This window comes from Pseudomonas sp. B22129 (assembly GCF_044218875.1).
In the GTDB taxonomy this organism is placed as follows: domain Bacteria; phylum Pseudomonadota; class Gammaproteobacteria; order Pseudomonadales; family Pseudomonadaceae; genus Aquipseudomonas.
Genome location: NZ_CP162592.1, coordinates 1,220,469 through 1,242,658, shown reverse-complemented (window position 1 = coordinate 1,242,658; position 22,190 = coordinate 1,220,469). Strand labels below are relative to the sequence as shown.

Here is a 22,190-nt window from a genome sequence, read left to right as displayed (position 1 = left end):
TTTTTCTCAAAGAACGTTCGACGCCGGGTGAGCAGCATGTGGTGGAGCAAACGCAAGTCGCAGGTCAGCGAAGCGGTAAAGGCACGGGTCTCGCCGATGATCATGCACCTGGAGCCGCGCATGCTGTTTGACGGCGCCGTCGCGGCCACCGTGGCCGATGCGGCGCAGCCCGACAGCCACCCCACCGCGGACGCCGCCAAACCGCCGAGCGCCGATCACCCGGCCGCCAGCAAAGACACCCACGGCCAGGCTGACGCGCCGGCCGCTGCACCCGTGGCGGTGCCGGGGCAGACCGTGGTGTTTGTCGATGCACGGGTCAAGGACTCCGCGAGCCTGTTGCAAGGCGTGGCGCCCGGCACCCAAGTGGTTCAGCTGGACGCGAGCAAGGACGGCCTGCAACAGATTGCCGACTACCTGGACACCCACCAGGGCGTCAGCTCGGTGCAGATTATTGCCCATGGCAATGCGGGCGATCTGTGGTTGGGCACCACCTATCTGTCCGCCGATAACGTGGCCGCCCGCAGTGCGGTGCTGGGGCAGATCGGCAAAGACATGAACGTGGGCGGCGACATTTTGATCTACGGCTGCTACACCGCCGAAGGCGAACGCGGGTTGAATTTTGTCGACTCCCTGGCGCAGTTGACCGGCCGCGATGTCGCCGCTTCGACCAACCGCACTGGCGTGGGCGGTGACTGGGACCTGGAAATCGCCACCGGCACCATCGAAAGCGCCAACGTGCTGTCGACCAAAGCCATGAGCGAATACCAGTGGGGCCTGGCCACGTGGACCGCGACCAACAACGCGAACACCGGCGTGGGTTCGCTGCGTGCGGCTCTGGCTTCGGCGCAGAACGGCGATATCGTGACCTTTGGCACGAGCATGACGGTGCAGTTGACCTCGGAATTGCTGATCAACAAAAACATCACCGTGGACGGTGACCTGAACAACGATGGCGTTGCTGACGTCACCCTCGATGGTCAATACAGGACCCGGGTGGTGGAAATCACTTCCGGCAGTACGGTGACGCTGGACGGCCTGGTGATCACCCGCGGTCTGGTTTCCGGCAACGGCGGCAATGGCGGCTACGGGGCGACCGGCGCCATGGGCGGCGGGATTTTCAACGCCGGTATCCTGACCCTGAATAACGTTTCGGTTACCGGCAATGCCGCTGCGGGCGGTGGTGGCGGCGGTGGTGTCACGGGCGCCAACTACGGCGGCGGCGGTGGCGGTGGTGGCGGCCTGGGCGGTCAGGGTGGCGGCCACGGCGGGACTGCCGGGCCGGGCACCGGTACGCTGGGCGGGCAGGCCGGCAGCGGTGGCGCAGGCGGCTACGGCGGCGGCTATGACGCGACGCACATGGGTGGGCGCGGCGGTTCCACCACCGGCGGGGCCGGCGGTGTGGGGGTGTCCTATTACAGCAACGGCGGCAATGGCGGCACGGCCAGCAACGGCACTATTTCCATTGGCGGCGGCGGTGGCGGGTCCGGTTGGGACAAGGTTGGCGGTGTCGGCGGCAACGCAGCCGGCGGCATTTACAACGCCTCGACGGGCACCTTGAAAGTTGTCGGCACCTCGGTTATCAGCAATAACATCGGCGCGGGCGGCGGCGGTGGTGGTGGCAGCGGCCAGGGCAGCAACAACCTGAACGGCGGCGATGGCGGGCGCGGCGTGGGTGCCATCTGGAACCAGGGCGGTACGGTATTGATCACCGCCGCCAACTTCAGTGCCATCAGCGGCAACGCGGCCGGCAGCGGCGGTGGCGGCGTAGAGTTGGGCGGCGGCGTGACGGGGAGTGTCCCGTTGGCGTTCGCGGCGATCTACAACAACGGCGGCACGCTCAATACCGCTTATGTGGAGCCGCCGACCGCAACCATCGTGATGGCCGACACGGCCCTGAAAATCGGCGAAACCTCGCTGGTAACCTTCACCTTCAGCCGAGCGGTGACCGGCTTCACCAACGCCGACCTGACGGTTGCCAATGGCACGCTGACGGCGGTCAGCAGCAGCAACGGTGGCCTGACCTGGACGGCGACCTTCACGCCGACCAACAACATTACCGACAGTACCAACCTGATTACCCTCGACAACACCGGGGTCACTGCGATCAGCGACGGCGTGGCGGGGGTTGGGACGACCAGTTCCATCAACTATGCGATCGATACGGCACGGCCGACCGTCACCATCGTGATGTCCGATACGGCGTTGAAGATCGGCGATACGTCACTGGTGACCTTCACCTTCAGCGAGGCGGTGACCGGTTTCACCAACGCCGACGTGACCATCGCCAACGGCACGCTGACGGCAGTGAGCAGCGCCGATGGCGGCATCACCTGGACCGGAACGTTCACCCCGAGCGCCAGCATCACCGACACCACCAACCTGATCACCCTGGATAACACCGGTATCGCCGACCTGGCCGGCAACGCCGGCAGCGGCACCACCGACTCGGCCAATTACGTGGTCGATACCGTACGGCCGACCGCGACCGTTGTCGTGGCCGACACCAACCTGGCGGCGGGTGAAACCTCGCTGGTGACCATTACCTTCAGCGAAGCGGTCAGTGGCTTTACCACCGCCGACCTGACGGTGGCCAACGGCACCCTGAGCGGTCTGAGCAGCAGTGACGGCGGCATCACCTGGACCGCCACGCTCACGCCGACCAGCAGCATCACGGACACCACCAACCTGGTCACCCTGGATAACACCGGGGTCGTCGATCTGGCCGGCAACGCCGGCAGTGGCACCACCAACTCCAACAACTACGCCATCGACACCGCGCGCCCGACCGCGACCATCGTGGTGGCCGACAACGCGCTGAAACTCGGTGAAACCTCGCTCGTCACCATCACCTTCAGCGAGGCGATCACCGGTTTCACCAACGCCGACCTGACCATTGCCAACGGCACGTTGAGCGCGGTGAGCAGCAGCGACGGCGGCATTACCTGGACGGCGACGTTCACGCCGACCGCCAGCATCACCGACGCCACCAACCTGATCACGCTGAACAATACCGGCATCGCAGACCTGAACGGCAACGCCGGCAGTGGTACCACCGATTCGAACAACTACGCCATCGATACCGTGCGTCCGACCGCAACGGTTGTGGTGGCCGACAATAACCTGCGGATCGGTGAAACCTCGCTGGTGACCATCACCTTCAGCGAAGCCGTCAGCGGCCTGACCAACACCGATTTGACTATCGCCAATGGCACGTTGAGCGCAATCAGCAGCAGCGACGGCGGCATCACCTGGACGGCGACGTTCACGCCGAGCGCCAGCATCACTGACACCACCAACCTGATCACCCTGGACAACACCGGCATCGCCGACCTGGCCGGCAACGCCGGCAGCGGTACGACCGATTCGAATAATTACGCGATCGATACCGTGCGCCCGACCGCCACCATCGTGGTCGCCGACAGCAACCTCACGGCCGGCGAAACCTCGCTGGTGACCGTCACCTTCAGCGAGGCGGTGACCGGTTTCACCAACGCCGACCTGACGATTGCCAACGGTACGTTGACGGCGGTGAGCAGCAGTGACGGAGGCATCACCTGGACGGCGACCTTCACCCCGACTGTGGGCATCAACGACGCGACCAACCTCATTTCGCTGGCCAATACCGGCATCGCCGACCTGGCGGGCAACGCCGGCAGCGGCACGACCAACTCCAACAACTACACCATCGACACCGTGGTGCCGACCGCGACCATCATCATTGCCGACAACGCGCTGAAAATCGGCGAGACCTCGCTGGTCACCATCACTTTCAGCGAGGCGGTCACCGGCTTTACCAATGCCGACCTGACCATCGCCAATGGCACGCTGAGCGCGGTGAGCAGCAGCGACGGCGGCATTACCTGGACGGCGACCTTTACGCCGACCACCAGCATCACTGACGCCACCAACCTGATCACGCTGGACAATACCGGCGTGCAGAACCTGAGCGGCAACATCGGCAGCGGCACCACCGATTCGAACAATTACGCCATCGATACCGTGCGCCCGACGGCCACCATCGTGGTTGCCGATTCTGCGCTCGCCATCGGCCAGACCAGCCTGGTGACGATCACCTTCAGTGAAGCGGTGACCGGTTTTACCAACGCCGACCTGACCATCGCCAACGGCACGCTGAGCGCGGTGAGCAGCAGTGATGGCGGGATTACGTGGACGGCGACGTTTACGCCGGCAGCGGGTATCACCGATACCACCAACCTGATCACCCTGGACAACACCGGCGTCGCTGACCTCGCGGGCAATGCCGGCAGCGGTTCGACCGACTCCAACAACTACGCGGTCGACAGCCAGCGCCCTACGGCCACCATCGTGCTCGCCGACAGCCACCTCAGTGCCGGTGAAACCTCGCTGGTGACCATCACCTTCAGCGAGGCGGTGACGGGTTTCAACAATGCCGACCTGAGCGTCGCCAACGGCACATTGAGTAACGTCACCTCCAGTGATGGCGGTATCACCTGGACGGCGACCTTTACCCCTAATGTGGGGGTCAACGATGCCACCAACCTGATTGTGCTGAACAATACCGGTGTCACCGACCTGGCCGGAAACGTCGGTACGGGTACCACCAGCTCACCCAACTACACCCTCGACACCGTGCTGCCGACCGCCACCATCATCGTGGCCGACCCCAGCCTGAAGATCGGCGAAACCTCGCTGGTGACCATCACTTTCAGCGAAGCGGTCACCGGTTTCACCAACGCCGACCTGACCATTGCCAACGGCACGCTGAGCGCGGTGAGCAGCAGCGACGGCGGCATCACCTGGACGGCGACCTTCACGCCAACCACCAGCATCACCGACGCTACCAACCTGATCACGCTGGACAACAGTGGCGTGCAGAACCTGAGCGGCAATGCCGGCAGCGGTACCACCGACTCGAACAATTATTCGATCGACACCCAGCGCCCGACCGCCACCATCGTGGTCGCGGACACTGCCCTCGCCGTTGGCCAGACCTCACTGGTCACCGTGACGTTCTCCGAAGCCGTCACGGGCTTCACCAATGCCGACCTGACGATTGCCAACGGCACGTTGAGCGCGGTGAGCAGCAGCGATGGCGGGATTACCTGGACGGCGACCTTCACGCCGGCTGCGGGCATCACCGATACCACCAACCTGATTACGCTGGACAACACCGGCATCGCCGACCTGGCGGGCAACGCCGGCAGCGGCACCACCGACTCCAACAACTACGCCGTAGACAGCCAGCGCCCTACGGCCACCATCGTGGTCGCCGACCCGACCGTGGCTGCGGGTGAAACGTCCCTGGTGACCATCACGTTCAGCGAGGCGGTTTCAGGCTTCGACAACAGCGACCTTAGCGTGCCCAACGGCACGCTCACGGCGGTGAGCAGTGCGGACGGTGGCATCACCTGGACGGCGATATTTACCCCGACGGTCAATGTTCGCGACACCACCAACCTGATCAGCCTGAACAACATCGGGGTCAGCGACCTGGCCGGCAACACCGGCACGGGCATCACCAACTCTGGCAACTTCACCATCGATACGATGCGGCCGACGGCAACCGTCGTGGTGGCGGATACCGCACTGAAAGCCGGTGAAACGTCTACAGTCACCATCACCTTCAGTGAAGCGGTCACCGGTTTCACCAACACCGATCTGACCATCGCCAACGGCACGTTGACGGCGGTCAGCAGCAGCGACGGCGGCGTCACCTGGACAGCCACGTTCACGCCGACCAGCGACGTCACCGACGCCACTAACCTGATTACCCTCGACAATAGCGGTGTGCAGAACGTTTCCGGTAACAGCGGCGTCGGCACCACCGATTCGAACAACTACGCCATTGATACTCAGCTGCCTACGGCCATTATTTCCGTGGCCGACAACGTTTTGAGCATCGGGCAAACCAGCACTGTCACCATCACGTTCAGTGAAACCGTCAGCGGTTTTGACCTGTCGGACCTGAGTGTGGCCAATGGCGTGCTGTCCGGCCTGGCCAGCGCAGACGGCGGCAAGACCTGGACCGCCACCCTGACGCCGACGGCAAACATTACCGATGCCACCAACCTGATCGTGCTGGCCACCAGCGGGGTCAGCGATGCCGCTGGCAACGCCGGCAGCAGCCTTGCGATCTCCAACAATTACGCGATCGATGGCCAGCGGCCTACGGCGACTATCAACATTGCCAGCCCAAGCCTGGCCATCGGCCAAACCACTGTGGTCACCATCACCTTCAGTGAAGCGGTGGCCGGTTTCGATAACAGCGACCTCAGTGTGCCCAACGGTACGCTGTCGGCGGTGACCAGCGCGGACGGCGGCATCACGTGGACGGCGACCTTTACCCCGGCCACCAACCTTCACGACACCACCAACCTGATCTCGCTGAATAACGCGGGCGTCAGCGACCTCGCGGGTAACGCCGGCAGCGGCGTCACCGACTCGGGTAATTTCAGTATCGACACGCAGCGGCCAACCGCGACGGTGGTCATCGACCATGGCGCCCTGAAAATCGGCGAAACCGCCCAAGTCACCATCACCTTCTCCGAGGCCGTCAGCGGTTTCACCACCGACGACCTCAGCGTGGCCAACGGCAGCTTGAGCAACCTGGCCTCCAGCGACGGCGGTGTGACCTGGACCGCGACCCTCACGCCCACGGCCAACATCACCGACACCAGCAACCTGATCACGCTGGACAACAGCGGTGTGCAGGACGCGGCCGGCAATACGGGCAGCGGCACCACCGACTCAAACCATTACGCCGTCGACACCCAGCGGCCTACCGCGACCATTTCCGTGGCCAACGGCACGCTGGGCATCGGGCAGACCACCACCGTGACCATCGCGTTCAGCGAAGCGGTGAGCGGTTTTGACCTGTCGGACCTGAGTGTGGCCAACGGCGTGTTGTCCAATCTGGCCAGTGCGGACGGCGGCAAAACCTGGACCGCCACCTTGACCCCGACGGCGGCCATTACCGACGCGACCAACCTGATCGTGCTGGATGCCGGCCAGGTCAATGACACCGCCGGGAACGCTGGCAGCGGCATTGCAATCTCCAACAACTACGCCATTGATGGTGAACGCCCGAGTGCAACGATCAGCATCGCCAACCCGAACCTGACCGTCGGCCAGACCACCACGGTCACCTTCACGTTCAGTGAGAAAGTCAGCGGGTTCGACCTGGATGACCTGAGCGTGGCCAACGGCAGTCTGTCTAACCTGGCCACAACAGATGGCGGCAAGACCTGGACCGCCACCCTGACGCCTGCGGCCAACCTCAATGACCCGAGCAACTTCATCACCCTCGATACGTCTCTTGTGAATGACCTGTCGGGCAATACGGGCAGTGGTTACGCCAACTCCAACAACTTCTCGATCAATACGGTTTCGCTGACCGGCGACCCGCTGTTCCGCGTCACGGACCCGGTGGCGCCGCAGGTTTCGGCGAACCTGCCGCTGCAGCCAATCATCTTTGGCCAGCCCACGGGTAACCTCGGCTCACCGATCGGCTTCCCGCCGCTGTTCCCGCTGCGTGAGGTGGGGGCAGATTTGCCGCCGGTCGGCAGCATCTTTATTCACAACGGTGCATCGGCGCCCAGTTTTATCGCCCAGGTGTTCAGCACTGATGGCAGTGGCGATGGCAGCGGCAAAGGCTTCCTGGGCTTTGGCGGCGGTGATGGCGGAGTGTTTGGCTCAAGCACCCTGTCGGGCCTGTTCAACCGCGAAAACGGTGGCGAAGACAGCGGCCTCAAGGCGTTCGACACTAAATCGATCAAAGGCCAGGGCGACCCGGCCCACGGGCTGCGTGGCGTCTTTGGCGCGCCGACCCTGGGCCAGCAATTGCAGCACATCAAAGACACCGAACAACGCCAGGTGATTGACCTGGCGCACGCACTGCAACAGGTCGGCATCAGCGAAATGCAGGCTTGAATACACACAACTCAAGGCGCAGGAACAGGGGCAGTCCAAGGATGAAAACAAGTCAGAAGTTGTTCGGCGCCAGCTTGCTGGCGCTGGCGATCAGTGGTTGTGCGGTCACCAGCGAGCCGATTGAGCGCAGTGTCAGTGAGCAGCGAGCCCGCAGCGATCTGCAAGGCATGTACAAGGACCAGGAGCCGCTGAGCGGCCCGTTGACACTGCACCAGGCCATGGCCCGCGCGGTGAAATACAACCTCGAAGGCCGTTTGAAGGTGATGGAAGAGGCGTTGGCCAAGCGCCAGTCCGACCTCTCAAGCTTTGACATGCTGCCGCGCATGGCGCTGTCGGCAGGTTACGCCGGGCGCAACAACACCAACGCCTCCAGCAGCCAGAGCGTGCTCAGTGGCAACCAGTCCCTGGAACCGTCGACCTCCCAGGACCGTGACCGCCGGGTGGCGGACCTGACCATGGTGTGGAACGTGCTCGATTTTGGCGTGAGCTACATCAGCGCCAAGCAGCAGGGCGACCAGCGCCTGATCATTCAGGAGCGCCGGCGCAAGGTGATCAACACCATCGTGCAGGACGTGCGCTCGGCCTATTGGCGTGCCGTGGCGGCCGAACGCTTGCTGACCCAGATCGACAGCCTGATGGCGCGCGTTGACCAGGCCCAGACCAACAGCCAAAGCATGAGTGAGCAGCGCATCGGTGACCCGGTGCAGGCCCTCGGTTACCAGCGCTCGCTGATCGAAGCCACACGCCAATTGCAGGAGCAGCGCCGCGCGTTGTCCCTGGCCAAGACCGAGCTGGCGACCCTGATCAACCTGCCCATGGGCACCGACGTCAAGCTGGCGACGCCTGACGACTACAGCGTGCCGCAATTGAAGGTCAACCTGGCCAGCCTGGAACAGGAAGCCCTGGCCAACCGCCCGGAGCTGCGTGAGCAGGATTACCAGACCCGCATCAGCGCCGCCGAAACCCGCAAAGCCATGCTGCGCCTGCTACCGGGCCTGGAGTTTTCGGCCGGTGGGCATTACGATAGCAACTCCTTCCTGGTGGACAACCGCTGGGCCGACTACGGCGCCAAGGTCACCTGGAACCTGTTCAACGTGATCTCCGCACCTGCGGCCATCGACGTGGCCAAGGCCGGTGAAGAAGTCGCCACCGCGCGCCGTCAGGCGATGTCGATTGCGGTGCTGGCGCAGATCTACGTGGCCAACGCCAACTATCAGGACGCCGTGCGCCAGTTCAAGACCAACGAGCAACTGGCCAACATCGACGGGCAAATCCTCACCCAATTGCGCAACCGCCATGAAGCGGCCGGCCTGGGCGAGCTCGACCTGATCCAGGGCGAACTCAACACCCTGCAAGCCGACCTGCGCCGTGACTTGGCCTACGCCGACCTGCGTAACGCTTACGGCCAGATCTTCGCCAGCGCCGGGCTCGACCCGCTGCCCGAACAGCTGGATTCCGACCGCGTGCAATCGATTGCCACGGCGCTCGCCAGCCGTGAATCGGCGTGGGCAGCGGGCAACATCACCGCGCCGGTGCCCCGTGCCGTCGCCAAGTAACCTGGTAGCACCGACGGCGAGCATCACTCGCCGTCAGCGCGAAGCGCGCAATGGGCATCGCGGCGTGGCGATTTTGCTCACGGGCTTGCCTGCCTCGGGCAAATCCACCTTGGCTCAAGGGCTGCAGGCGGCGCTGTTCGAACAAGGCCGGCAAAGCCTGGTGCTCGACGGCGACGCCTTGCGCGGTGGCCTCAACAAAGACTTGGGCTTCGCCGACAGCGACCGCCTGGAAAACATCCGCCGCGCCAGCGAACTGGCGGCGTTATTGGTGGAAAACGGCCAAATCGTGATCCTGGCGATGATCGCGCCGCTGGTTGAACTGCGCGCACTATTTGCCGAGCGCCTGGGCGGTGACTATCGGGAGGTCTGGTGCAGCGCCTCACTGGCGGTGTGCGAGCGGCGCGACCCCAAAGGGCATTACGCCCGCGCGCGCCGGGGCGAGTTGCCGGGGTTCACCGGCATCGGCTCGCCCTACGAGCCACCGCCGCACGCCTCATTGGTGCTGGATACCGGCGTGCTGTCGGCGCAGCAGTGCGTCGAGCGGTTGTTGGCGTGGCTGGCGCCTGGGCTAGACTCGGGAGAACCATCCTTTTAGGAGCCCGCCATGGAATCGCCTGTGCACAGCTTGCCGTCCCTCTTCAAACAGCTTGGGCTGCCGGATGATCCGGTGAGTATTGAGAAGTTTGTGGCGGTGCATTCGCCGCTTAAGCCGGAGTTGCATCTGGCTGATGCGTTTTTCTGGACCGAGAACCAGAAGAAGTTCTTACGCAGTGAAATACTCGAGGACGCGGATTGGGCCGAGGTGGTGGATGAGTTGAATCTTCTTCTACACAGTGGCAGAGGGGTGCAAAAAACTTAGCAGAAATATTAAAAATTGAAAAAATCGGGTGTTGGTTGAAAAAAACTGGGCTTTAATCGCGTAAGTGAGTTTTTTCTGAGGCTACGCGATGTCTCTGGTTGGTTATGCCCATCTTCACCAATGCCTTGGGCTAAAGGCGATTGCCCCCCTTCGTACTGCGATGGTCAAGCCCGTTACGCGGGTCTCGATAATCGGTGACTGCCTGGCTGTTCCCCACACGGTTGCGCCTTCAGCCGATTCAGTGCTCGACCACATTCTTTTTGCCCTCAAACATGAAGGTATCAACCTTGGCATTCTGGCTCAGGCACTTGAATCGGTCAGTGCAGACCAATTGCTGCAAGCGCTGGCAAGAGCCCCCAACGGTGTATTCATCCGCAAGGCTTGTTATCTGTGGGAGGGCTTGACCCTTCAACGGCTGGATTACAACAAGCCGATCAACAGCCGCGTGTCACCTCTGTTTGATCCTCAACGCTACGTGACAGGGCCTTCTACGCGTAATTCCCGTTGGCGTATCGACTTCAACGGCCTTGGCACTTTGGCTTATTGCGCGACTGTTGAGCGAACACCTGAAATCGAAGCCCTGCTGAGCCTGGACATTTTGGGCCGCGCCAGGACCTTCATGGCGACCCTTGCACCTGAAATGATGGACCGGGCCATACAATGGGCCTATCTCCATGAAACCCGTGATTCGTTCGCCATCGAAAAAGAGCAACCCAGCGAAGAAAAGTCCCGTCGTTTCGTCCAACTGTTACGCCAAGCCCATGAAGGGCGGCTGCTGACCGAGGACTATCTGGTAGAGCTGCAAAACAGCACTGTCTCCAATCCTTTTGACAAAGCCGTCGCATTCCGCCACGAACAAAACTATTTGCACAACGGCCTGCGCGGAGCCGCGGGCGTCAGTTATGTGCCGCCAGCGCCTGAGCTGTGCCAGGAGCTGATGGAAGAGCTGATGGCTTTCGCCAATGTGCCCGAGCGCGAGGTTGACCCGCTCGTTGCCGCCGCTGTCACTGCCTTCGGTTTCGTATTCCTGCACCCCTTCATGGATGGCAACGGGCGCTTGTCACGCTTTCTGATCCACCAGACCCTCTGTCATTACGGTGCATTGGAAAACGGTTTGTTGCTGCCGGTTTCTGTCGCGATGAAACACGAAGAACAAACCTATCTGGATGCTCTTAAAACTTTCTCCCGGCCGATACGGGACTTCTGGAACGTCACGTGGCTGGACGGTGACCAAATGACCTTCGAATTCTTCGGCCACCCGTCGATCTACCGTTACTGGGACGCCACTCGCTGCGTCGAATTCACCCTGCAAATGGCCCGCCACGCGCTGGAGGTGGAACTGCGTGAAGAAACCGAATTTCTCGGCCGCTACGACCGTGTGATCAAGGCCGTGAACCAGCGCTACGACGTGCGGGGCAGTGATTTGTCGAAGCTGGTGATGATGTGTCTGGACAATGAAGGCCAGCTCTCCAAGCACCGGCGCAAACAGTTTCAGTACAGCGTGCCGGAGGAGGTGTTTGGGTTTATTGAGGAGGAGGCGGCGCGGGCGATGAGCGAATAAAGGTGGCTTGATCCGACGCTCACGCTCAAACCCGCTTTACTTATCCACACCGTCCCACCACCCATCACAAATTTGTATCAAAACTTGACGACATTGGATCCATCCACCATATTGATAGTTAGCAAACTAACTGTATGCGAACTATCCAGTGCCTCAGACCCTCGAACAACTCCAGATGAACCTCAGCAGCAGCATGGTGGTGGGCGCCCGTAACTGGCGCAAAATCTGCCAGACCACGCTGGTGAGCTATGGCATCTCCGAAGCCTGCGCCGTGCCGTTGTTGATGATCGGCCGTTTGGGCGATGGCGTGCATCAGGTGAAAGTGGCCCAGGCTTCAGGGATGGAAAGCCCGTCGCTGGTGCGCCTGCTCGACCAGTTGTGCGCCGGCGGTTATGTGTGCCGTACCGAAGACATCCACGACCGCCGCGCCAAGGCCTTGAGCCTCACCGAGCGTGGCCGCGAGTTGGTGCAAGCGGTGGAAGTGCAACTGGTGCGCCTGCGCCAGGAAGTGCTGGCCGATATCGCCCACAGCGACCTGGAAGCCGCGTTGCGCGTACTGCGCGCCTTCGAAGCGGCCGAGGTGATGACCTCTTGAACGGCTTCTTCACCGGCATGCCGCCTGCAAAAGACTGGTTTTACGGCGTGCGTACTTTCGCAGCGTCGATGATCGCTTTGTACATCGCCATGCTCATGCAAATGCCACGTCCGTATTGGGCGATGGCCACCGTGTATATCGTTTCCAGCCCGTTTGTCGGCCCCACCAGTTCCAAGGCGTTGTACCGCGCCATCGGCACCTTCATGGGCGCGGCGGCGGCTGTGTTTTTTGTGCCGATGTTCATCCAGACGCCTTATGTGCTGGTTGTGATCATTGCGCTGTGGACCGGCACGCTGTTGTTTTTGTCGCTGCACCTGCGTACCGCCAACAGCTATGCGCTGATGCTGGCCGGTTACACCTTGCCGCTGATCGCCCTGCCGGTTGTGGATAACCCGTTGGCGGTGTGGGACGTGGCCGAAGCGCGCACCGAAGAAATCTTCCTTGGCATCGCCGTGGCGGCGGTGGTGGGCGCGATGTTCTGGCCGCGCCGCCTGATGCCGGTGTTCGACGGCTCGGTGGCCAAGTGGTTTGCCGACGCCCAGGTCTACAGCCAGCGCTTTTTGACGCGCAACGTGGACACCGAAGAAATCAGTACCCTGCGCGGCGGCATGGTCGCGACCTTCAACACCCTCGAATTGATGATCGGCCAGTTGCCCCACGAAGGCGCGCGGCCGCAGACCGTGCGTAATACCAAGGAACTGCGCGGGCGCATGATTCACCTGCTGCCGGTGGTGGATGCGCTCGACGATGCGCTGTATGCCATCGAGCACCGTGCGCCGGAGTTTCTTGAGCACATGGAGCCGATTTTGCTGGCCACTGCCCAATGGCTGGATAACACCCAGGACAGCGCGCCAATGGACAGCTGGCGCGCCTTGCGTGACCAAGTCGATGCCCTGCAACCCCAGGGCGAAGCGCTGGATGACCGCCACACGCTGCTGTTCTCCAACGCGCTGTATCGCCTCGGCGAGTGGATCGATCTGTGGCAGGACTGCCGCAGCCTGCAAGCCGCCATTCAGTGCGAAAGCCAGGACACCTGGCGCGCCGTTTACCGCCACTGGCGTTTGGGCCGGCTCACGCCATTCCTCGACCGTGGCCTGATGTTCTACTCGGCGTTTTCCACGGTGACCGCGATCATCGTCGCTTCAGTGCTGTGGATTCTGCTGGGCTGGACCGACGGCGGCAGCGCGGTCATTTTGGCCGCCGTGGCCTGCAGCTTTTTTGCCTCGATGGACGACCCGGCGCCGCAGATTTACCGGTTCTTTTTCTGGACCGCCATGTCGGTGTTGCTCGCCAGCCTCTATCTGTTTCTGGTGCTGCCCAACCTGCACGATTTCCCGATGCTGGTGCTGGCGTTTGCCGTGCCGTTTATCTGCATCGGCACCCTCACCGTGCAGCCGCGCTTTTACCTCGGCATGCTGCTGACACTGGTGAACACCTCGTCGTTCATCAGCATCCAGGGCGCCTACGACGCGGACTTTCTGAACTTCGCCAACGTTAACCTGGCCGGGCCCGTGGGCTTGCTGTTTGCCTTTATCTGGACGTTGATCGCGCGGCCCTTCGGCGCTGAATTGGCCGCCAAGCGCCTGACCCGTTTCAGCTGGCGCGACATCGTCAGCCTGACCGAGCCTGCGACATTGGCCGAACACCGGCACATGGCCGTGCAAATGCTCGACCGCCTGATGCAGCACCTGCCGCGCCTGGCCTTGATCAACCAGGACACCGGCACCGCCCTGCGCGATTTGCGTGTGGCGCTGAACCTGCTCGACCTGCTGGCTTACGCGCCACGCATCTACGGCGTGCCGCGTGTGTTGCTCAACCAGGTCGTGGAAGGCGTGGGCGGTTACTTCAAGGCCTGCCTCAAGGCAGGTGAACGCTTGCCCGCGCCGAGCGGTCTGCTGATGACCCTGGACCGCACGCGCCGCGCCCTCAACGGCCAGGGCCTGCAAAACGAAGACGAAACCCGCCTGCATCTGTTGCACGCATTGGCCGGCTTGCGCCTGTCGTTGTTGCCCGGCGTGGAATTTATTGGCGGCCCCGAGCTGGAAGCGCCGCTGCCTGATGGAGCGCCTTTATGATCGGTGATCTGGATATCAGCGGGGTGTTCCTGCCCACGCTGCTGGTGCTGATGGGCATTACGTATGTGTTGTTTCTGGTGGTGCACGGGCTGTTGACGCGCATTCACTTCTATCGCCTGGTCTGGCACCGGGCATTGTTCAATGTGGGGCTCTACGCGCTGTTGCTCGGCGCGGTGGACTCACTCAGTCGATACCTGATGACATGAAAAAACCTTTTTTGACCATCGGCCGTGTTGTCCTCACGTTGTTGATCGTGACGTTTGCGGTTGTCGTTGTGTGGCGCATGGTCATGTACTACATGTTTGCGCCCTGGACCCGCGACGGGCACATCCGTGCCGACATCGTGCAGATCGCCCCGGACGTGTCCGGGTTGATCCAGCAGGTGGACGTGCGCGACAACCAGCTCGTGACCAAAGGCCAGGTGCTGTTCGCCGTCGACCAGGACCGCTTCAAGCTGGCCCTGCGCCAGGCCCAGGCCGCGGTGGCCGACCGCCAGGAAACCCTGGCCCAGGCCAGCCGCGAGTACAAGCGTAACCGTGGCCTGGGCAACCTGGTGCCGAGCGAGCAGCTGGAAGAAAGCCAGTCCCGCGTGGCCCGCGCCCAATCGGCCCTGGCCGAAGCGCAGGTGACCGTGGATTCGGCCCAGCTCAACCTCGACCGTTCGGTGGTCCGCAGCCCGGTGGACGGCTACGTCAACGACCGCGCGCCGCGTGCCCAGGAATTCGTCACGGCCGGGCGGCCGGTGCTGTCGGTGGTGGACAGCAACTCTTTCCACATCGACGGTTATTTCGAAGAGACCAAGCTCGACGGCATTCACGTCGGCATGGGCGTGGACATCCGCGTGATCGGCGACAATGCGCGCTTGCGCGGCCATGTGCAGAGCATCGTCGCCGGTATTGAAGACCGCGACCGCAGCAGCGGTTCCAACCTGCTGCCCAACGTCAACCCGGCGTTCAGCTGGGTGCGGCTGGCCCAGCGGATTCCGGTGCGCATCGCCTTTGATGAGGTGCCGGCGGACTTCCGCATGATTGCCGGGCGCACGGCCACTGTGTCGATCATCGCCGATAAGGTTAAAGACGGAGACAAGCCATGAAGCGGCTTCTGGCGACTGCCGCGCTGGGGTTGTTGCTGTCGGCCTGCCAGGTGGTGGGCCCGGATTACAAGCTGCCGCAAAAGTCGGCGGTGAACCGTAGCGACTTACAGGGGCAGATCGCCACTGACGGTCAAAACGTTGTGTCAGCGCCGGTGCCCGCCGACTGGTGGAAGCTCTACAAAGACCCGCGCCTGGATGAGCTGGTGCGCCAGGCCATGGCCTCCAACACCGACCTGCGTGTGGCGGCCGCCAACCTGCAACGTGCGCGCTACCAGGTGCAGCAAGCCGAATCCGCCGGTGGCTGGAATGCCGGGGCCAAGGCGGAAGTACAGCGCCTGCAGGAGTCCGGTGAAGCGTTTCTGCTGACGGAAAAAGTGCCGGTCGCCAACATTGGCAGTGCCGGCATCACCACGTCCTACCAGTTCGATTTGTTCGGCACCTTGCAGCGCGGCATCGAGAGCGCCCAGGCCAGTGCCGACGCCACTCAGGCCGCGGCCGATACCGCGCGCATCACCCTGGTGGCCGATGTGGTGCGTTCCTACACCCAGGTGTGCGCGGCCAACGAAGAAAAAGCCATCGCCCAGCATTCCCTCGACCTGCAAGCCGAAGGCACGCGCCTGACCCAACGCCTGCGTGACGCTGGGCGTGGCGACGAAACCCAGGTGACGCGTTCGCAGACCCAATTCAAATCCTTGCGCGCCGACATGCCGCGCTATGACGCTGCACGCCAGGCCGCGCTGTTCCGCCTGTCGATGTTGCTGGCCAAACCGGTGGATCAACTGCCGGCAGGCACGGGCAGTTGCGCCGAGTTGCCGCACATCGCCCAGTTGCTGCCGGTGGGTGATGGCGCCGCGTTGCTCAAGCGTCGCCCTGACGTGCGCCAGGCCGAACGCCAGCTGGCGGCCGCCACCGCGCGAATTGGTGTAGCCACCGGCGCGCTGTACCCGGACATCAGCATCGGCGCGACGGTGGGCACCGTGGGTATTCTCGACCATCTGGGCGAACCGCAAACCAACCGTTGGGGCTTTGGCCCGCTGATCAGTTGGAGCGTGCCGACCAACGGCGCCCGCGCTCGCATCCACGAAGCCGAAGCCGCTACCCAGGGCGCCCTGGCGCATTTCGACGGGGTGGTGCTCAATGCCATCCGCGAGACTCAGACCGGCCTGGCGCAGTACGCCGCGTTGTTGCAGCGCCGCGACGCGCTGGCCGAAGCTGAAGCCTCGTCGGAAGAAGCCGCTGACCAGACGCACCGCTTCTATCAGGCCGGGCGCGCCTCGTTCCTGGCCGACCTGCAAGCCACCGGCACCCACACCAGCATGCGCGCGCAATTGGCGCAGGCGAACACTCAGGTAGCCATGAGCCAGATCGATCTGTTCCTGGCATTGGGCGGCGGCTGGGAAAGCGGACGAACGCAAGCGTCACAGCCCGGCAAACCCTGAGCGAAACGCTATGCTTTGTCAGGTGAGGCGCCGTGACGCTTCACCTGACACTGCTCGCGTTTGCTCATGGGGATTCCAATAATGAAAAACCCTTATGCTCCCGCTTTCTGGTGCGTGTTCTTCGCACTGGTGTTGTTATCGGCTGCCTATTTCTACGGCGTCATGCTCGCTCACCAAATCGACAAGGCCATGGTGTTTCTCGACAGCGCTTGCCTGGTGATCGGCACCTTGTCCATCGGCGTGGTGGCCTGGGCGTCCTATCAAAACCAACGGGTGAAAAAGCGTTTGCTCGAACAAGGCAAGACGCGCCTGGCGATCTGGGACACCAAGGTTGCACTGCGCCGCGTTGAAACCGTGTTCGACCGTTATTTCTGGGGCAGTTACTGGCAGCCCGGGCGAACGTTTCAGGAAGTCATGGGCGAACTCACCGGCACGCCGCTGGAGAAAAGCCTCGAAGCGTTGAAAAAACAGTGTGTGTTGCTCGACAAGCAGGTTGCGGATGGCAGGCATTGGCTGAATAACGCGCGGGAATTATCCGACGTGGCCAACCAGATGGCCCGTGAGCGCTATCAACTGGACTTCTGCAATCCCAAAGCCGACACACCGGGCAACGCGGTGATCCACCGCGAGTTTGAGGTGCTGGTGTACACCTGGACGGCGCGTTTGAAGAGTTTTGATCATCAACTCGATGAGATTGAAACCGAGTATTCGTGAACGAAGTGCGGCGTGACCACTCTGAGAAAACTGGGCCGTCAGCGGCCGCCAGTGCTAATCTTCCCCCGTTTTCGGCGGGCTTGAGCCAACCCCCTCAGGGTTCAAGGAAGACAGCCCACTTCTCACAGGATTTGATCAGGTCACTTCATGAATAAGCCAGCCGTTGTTTTCTTGGGTTTTGTTGTCGCCATCGGCGCCGTCAGTGCGGGCGGTGCCTGGTACACCGGCAAGCAGCTGGAACCGGTCCTGCAGACCGCGATCCAGAATGCCAACAAAGAACTGCAGACCTCCATGGCCGGTGTCGATGGCACCGCAAGCCTTGAGCTGGTGTCCCTGGACCGTGGCCTGTTCAGCAGTACTGCCCATTACCGCCTCAAAGGGCAGGGCAGTGTGTTCGGTGAAGGCAACCCGAACCCCGAGTTGCTGTTTGTTGACCATATCGAACACGGCCCGCTGCCGTTCTCGCGCCTGGTGTCGCTGAAATGGCTGCCGGTGATGGCCACCAGTCACTACGCGCTGGAAAAGAACGCCACCACTGAAAAATGGTTCGCCGCCAGCAAAGACGTGTCGCCGCTCAAGGGCGTGGCCAACATCGGTTACAACCGTTCGGTCAACGGCAACGTCGAACTGCTGCCCCTGGAGATCAAGGATGACAAGGCTGCGGTGAGCTTCAGCGGTGCCAACCTGGACTTCGACAGCACGGCCGAAGGCCAGAAGGTCAAGGCTGAGGGCTTCATGAACAGCCTCAAGGTGTCGGCAGTCGATGCCGACGGTGCGGCGTTCGAAGCTGAGCTGGCAGGCCTGACCATTGCCAGCAACCTGGAAAAATCCACCTTTGGTTTCTACACCGGGCAGAACACCGTTGAGCTGACTGACACCAAGGTCACCTTCGGTCCGCAGAAATCCGTGCTGACGTTCAAGGGCTTTGAACAGAAAGACACCAGCGAGACCAAAGACAACAACCTGGCCGGCCGCGTCGACTACAAGATCGACGAAATTGGTTACCAGGGTAAGCCGGTGGGCTCTGCGGCCATGGCCGTGAGCATGAAGAACGTCGACATCCCGTCGATGCTGGTGCTGACCAAGCTTTATCAGGAAAAAATGCAGCCGGTGCAAGCCGCCGCCGCTGCCGGCCAACCGGTGCCTGAGCTGCAACTGACCGAAGCCGAGCAGGCCCTGGCCGAAGCCAACGTGAACCAGGCGCTGGCCGCCAAGCCGCAAGTGGCTTTGGAAAACCTGTCGCTGAAAACCACCCATGGCGAAAGCAAGTTCAGCCTGATCCTGGACCTGGCCAAGCCAGCCTCCATGGAGCTGCCGCCGGTTGAATTGGGCAAGCAAATGGTTGCGCTGCTGGATGCCAACCTGACCCTGTCCAAGCCAATGATTGGCGACGTAGCCGGCCTGCAAGCGCAGATGGGCGGCGTGACCGACCCTAAAGCCATCGAGCAGCAATCCCAGATGGCGGCCGAAATGGTCAGCGGCATGGCGGTTGGCACTCAGCTGGCGACGCTGGTCGGCACGGACGTGGTGTCCAAGTTGCACTACGCCAACAATGAAGTGACGTTCAACGGCCAGAAAATGACCGTCGAGCAGTTCCTCAGCTTCATCATGGCCAAAGCCGGTGCAGTCAGCGGCGCGCACTAAGCACCAGTGGGAGCGGGCTTGCTGTTGTGGTGAGGGAGCAAGCTCCCTCACCACAACAGCAAGCCAGCTCCCACATTTGTTTGTGTTTAATCCCTCCAGCCAATTCTGAACAATTGTTCCGAATTGCGCATTCCCCTACTTTCCTAAGGGATAGTTCCTACAAGGAAAGCTAGGCCGGGTCACTAGACGCCGGCACCCTGAAGCAAATTGCTCAGGACCACCTATCGTTACAGCTTTCCGTGTGTAAGGAAGCTCACGATATGTTGCGAACCCTACCCATCAGTGCTTCAGGTCGGTTGCGACTGCTCATCGGGGCAGCTTTGTGCACCCAACTGCTGATGCCCGCTTTTGCCCTGGCCGATCCTGCTTACGACGCTCTGATCATCCAGGCGCGTAATGGCAATTTCACGCCAGCCCTTACCCAACTGCGCCAACTGCCTGCGGAACGCCAGACACCGGGGCAGATCAGCGATCACTTGGTGATTGCCGGCTGGGCCGGGCAAGACGCCGAAGTGCTGAAGGTGTATGAGGCCCAAGGCAAAAATCGCAACCTGACCACCCAAGCGCTCGCCACCGTGGCGCGTACCTATCGCAATCAAAAGCAGTGGCCCCAGGCGCTGGCGGTTTACCGGCAGGCGCTGTTGCGTGAGCCGAATAATATCGACCTGCAATTGGGCCAGGCCCTGACCCAGGCCGACGGCGGCCAGACCAACGAAGCGGTGCAACGCACCCGCGCGCTGGTGGCCGCCAACCCCAACGACCCGAACCGCCGCATGGCCCTCGGTTATGCGCTGACCCGTGCCGGCCTGAATTACGACGCGCTCTTCGAATTCGACCAAGCGTTTATCCGCGCGGGCGACAAACCCGAAGTGGTGCGTGAATACATCGTCGCGCTGCAAAAGGCGCGCTTGCCGGAACCGGCGTTGCGCCTGTCGGCCAAGCATCCCGGCGTACTCGATGCCGTGACCCAGCGCCGCCTGGAAGGCGACCTCGCTGCCGAGCGCGTGCGCATGGCCGAGTTCGCCACGCGAACCGAAAAAGAGCGCTACGTGGTCGCCGACCGCGCCCTCGCCGACTACGACACACTGCTCGCCCGCTGGACCCCGGACGCCAGTGCCCACGACGACGTGGTGCGCTGGCGCATCGACCGTCTGGGTGCGCTCAAAGCCCGGGCGCGCACCGCTGACGTGATTCGCGAATACCAGACCCTCAACGGCGAAGGTGTGCAATTGCCCACCTACGCGCTGCGCTGGGTCGCCGCCTCTTACCTCGACCAGCGCCAGCCGGAACAGGCCGAGCCGCTGTATCGCCAGGTACTGGCCGCGCCGGATGCCGACGCCAGCTACCGCGTCGATGACAGCACCGCACTGTTCTACGCCTTGCTCGAAAGCGACAAAGTCGACGAGGCCCGCACCGTGGCCAACGACTTGGCGAAAAGCCAGAACCCGCGGGTTGAGCTCAAGGGCCTGCCGATCGGCAACCCCAACGACAATTGGATGGACGCCCAGCAGCTGTCGGCCCAGGCCGGCACCTACGGCGGCGATCTGCCGGGCAGCGAAACCGGCCTGGAAGCCTTGGTGGCCAAGGCGCCGGGCAATGTCGGCCTGCGCCTGGCCCAGGCCGATATGTACCGCGCCCGCGACCTGCCACGGCGCGCCGAAGGCACCCTCAAGGAAACCGAAGCCCAGGCCCCGCGCGACATTGGCCTGGAAGTGTCCCAGGCCTACACCGCCATGGACCTTCAGGAATGGCGCCAGATGGACGCCCTGACCGACGACGTGCTCGCACGCAACCCGGACAACCGCCAAGTGCAACGCCTCAGCCGCCTGCGGGATGTGCACGACATGGCTGAATTGCGCGTCGAGGCCCACACCGGCAAAAGCTACGGCGGCGGTAATAACAACGACGCCGGTGCGGTTGCCGGCAGCCGTGACTGGGGCATTGAAAGCGTGCTCTATACGCCGCCTATCGATGAAGACTGGCGCCTGTTCGCCGGTGCCGGTTACGCCACCGCAGACTTCACCGAAGGCACCGGCCAGCATCGCTGGCAGCGTGTCGGTGTGGAGCGGCGCACCCGCGACATGACCCTTGAAGCCGAAGTCTCCAACCATTCCTACGGCTATGGCTCCAAGCAAGGCGCGTCGGTGTCGATTGCCCGCGACATCAATGACAACTGGCAGTACGGCGGCAGCCTCGGCTACCTGCTGACCACTACGCCCTTGCGCGCGCTGAATGCCGACGTCACCGCCAACGGCGGCAGCGGTTTTATCCGCTGGCGCCAGAATGAAAGCCGCGAGTGGAAGCTGTCGTTGAGCCCGTCGCATTTCAGCGACGGCAACAACCGGCTCGAAGCCTTGCTCACCGGCCGCCAGGGCATCTACAGCTCGCCCCACGTGCAAGTGGACCTCGGCCTTGAAGTCGGCGCCAGCCGCAACACCAAAGAAGACACGGTGTACTTCAACCCCAAGTCTGACCTCAGCGTGTTGCCCACCGTCACGGTCAACCATGTGCTTTATCGCCGCTACGAAACCCAGTGGAGTCAGCAGTTCCAGCTCGGTGCGGGTACGTATAGCCAGAAGGATTACTCCACCGGAGGCGTCGGCTTGATCGGTTACGGCCAACGTTTTCGCTGGAACGACGTACTGGACGTCGGCGCCAACCTGAGCCTGATCAGCCGCCCTTATGACGGCGACCGCGAGCGCGATCTGCGCCTGCTCGTCGACCTCACTTACCGTTTCTAGAA

The 22,190-nt window shown here is 62.5% G+C and carries 13 protein-coding genes; all 13 read left to right on the top strand.

Translation table 11 applies throughout. From position 1 onward, the window contains the following. Positions 1–36 precede the first annotated feature (36 nt). The 13 genes from AB4P94_RS05665 (at position 37) to pgaA (ending at position 22,188) form a co-directional block, all read left to right on the top strand. The gene (locus tag AB4P94_RS05665; protein WP_395609756.1) at positions 37–7,911 is read left to right on the top strand and encodes an Ig-like domain-containing protein; all 7,875 of its coding nucleotides are present in this window, start codon (positions 37–39) and stop codon (positions 7,909–7,911) included. Between the two features lie 41 nt (positions 7,912–7,952). Then, positions 7,953–9,467, top strand: a complete 1,515-nt coding sequence (locus AB4P94_RS05660) for a TolC family protein (RefSeq protein ID WP_395609755.1) — start codon at positions 7,953–7,955, stop codon at positions 9,465–9,467. Next, complete coding sequence (gene cysC, locus AB4P94_RS05655; protein ID WP_395609754.1) at positions 9,451–10,062, top strand: adenylyl-sulfate kinase; 612 nt, start codon at positions 9,451–9,453, stop codon at positions 10,060–10,062. Before AB4P94_RS05660 ends, cysC begins: the two co-directional genes overlap by 17 nt. Before the next feature lie 9 nt (positions 10,063–10,071). Continuing rightward, positions 10,072–10,326, top strand: a complete 255-nt coding sequence (locus AB4P94_RS05650) for a DUF2789 domain-containing protein (protein WP_395609753.1) — start codon at positions 10,072–10,074, stop codon at positions 10,324–10,326. Between the two features lie 88 nt (positions 10,327–10,414). Beyond that, positions 10,415–11,887, top strand: a complete 1,473-nt coding sequence (locus tag AB4P94_RS05645) for a Fic family protein (RefSeq protein WP_395609752.1) — start codon at positions 10,415–10,417, stop codon at positions 11,885–11,887. Positions 11,888–12,062: 175 nt separating this feature from the next. Continuing rightward, entirely contained in the window at positions 12,063–12,482 is a 420-nt protein-coding gene (locus AB4P94_RS05640) for a MarR family winged helix-turn-helix transcriptional regulator (protein ID WP_395609751.1), read from the top strand. Continuing rightward, positions 12,479–14,557 (top strand): FUSC family protein, encoded by a 2,079-nt coding sequence (locus AB4P94_RS05635; RefSeq protein WP_395609750.1) that lies wholly within the window; start codon positions 12,479–12,481, stop codon positions 14,555–14,557. The genes AB4P94_RS05640 and AB4P94_RS05635 overlap by 4 nt, the downstream gene beginning before the upstream one ends. Continuing rightward, positions 14,554–14,763, top strand: a complete 210-nt coding sequence (locus AB4P94_RS05630) for a DUF1656 domain-containing protein (RefSeq protein WP_016969155.1) — start codon at positions 14,554–14,556, stop codon at positions 14,761–14,763. The genes AB4P94_RS05635 and AB4P94_RS05630 overlap by 4 nt, the downstream gene beginning before the upstream one ends. Next, entirely contained in the window at positions 14,760–15,650 is an 891-nt protein-coding gene (locus AB4P94_RS05625) for an efflux RND transporter periplasmic adaptor subunit (RefSeq protein ID WP_177006839.1), read from the top strand. Before AB4P94_RS05630 ends, AB4P94_RS05625 begins: the two co-directional genes overlap by 4 nt. Further along, positions 15,647–17,089: an efflux transporter outer membrane subunit gene (locus AB4P94_RS05620; protein ID WP_395609749.1), complete on the top strand. Its 1,443-nt coding sequence runs from the start codon at positions 15,647–15,649 to the stop codon at positions 17,087–17,089. The genes AB4P94_RS05625 and AB4P94_RS05620 overlap by 4 nt, the downstream gene beginning before the upstream one ends. An 81-nt stretch (positions 17,090–17,170) precedes the next feature. After that, the gene (locus AB4P94_RS05615) at positions 17,171–17,803 is read left to right on the top strand and encodes a hypothetical protein (RefSeq protein WP_026083010.1); all 633 of its coding nucleotides are present in this window, start codon (positions 17,171–17,173) and stop codon (positions 17,801–17,803) included. 147 nt (positions 17,804–17,950) lie between these two features. Next, positions 17,951–19,447, top strand: a complete 1,497-nt coding sequence (locus AB4P94_RS05610; protein ID WP_395609748.1) for a YdgA family protein — start codon at positions 17,951–17,953, stop codon at positions 19,445–19,447. Between the two features lie 260 nt (positions 19,448–19,707). After that, entirely contained in the window at positions 19,708–22,188 is a 2,481-nt protein-coding gene (pgaA, locus tag AB4P94_RS05605) for a poly-beta-1,6 N-acetyl-D-glucosamine export porin PgaA (protein ID WP_395609747.1), read from the top strand. The last annotated feature ends 2 nt before the right edge of the window (positions 22,189–22,190 follow it).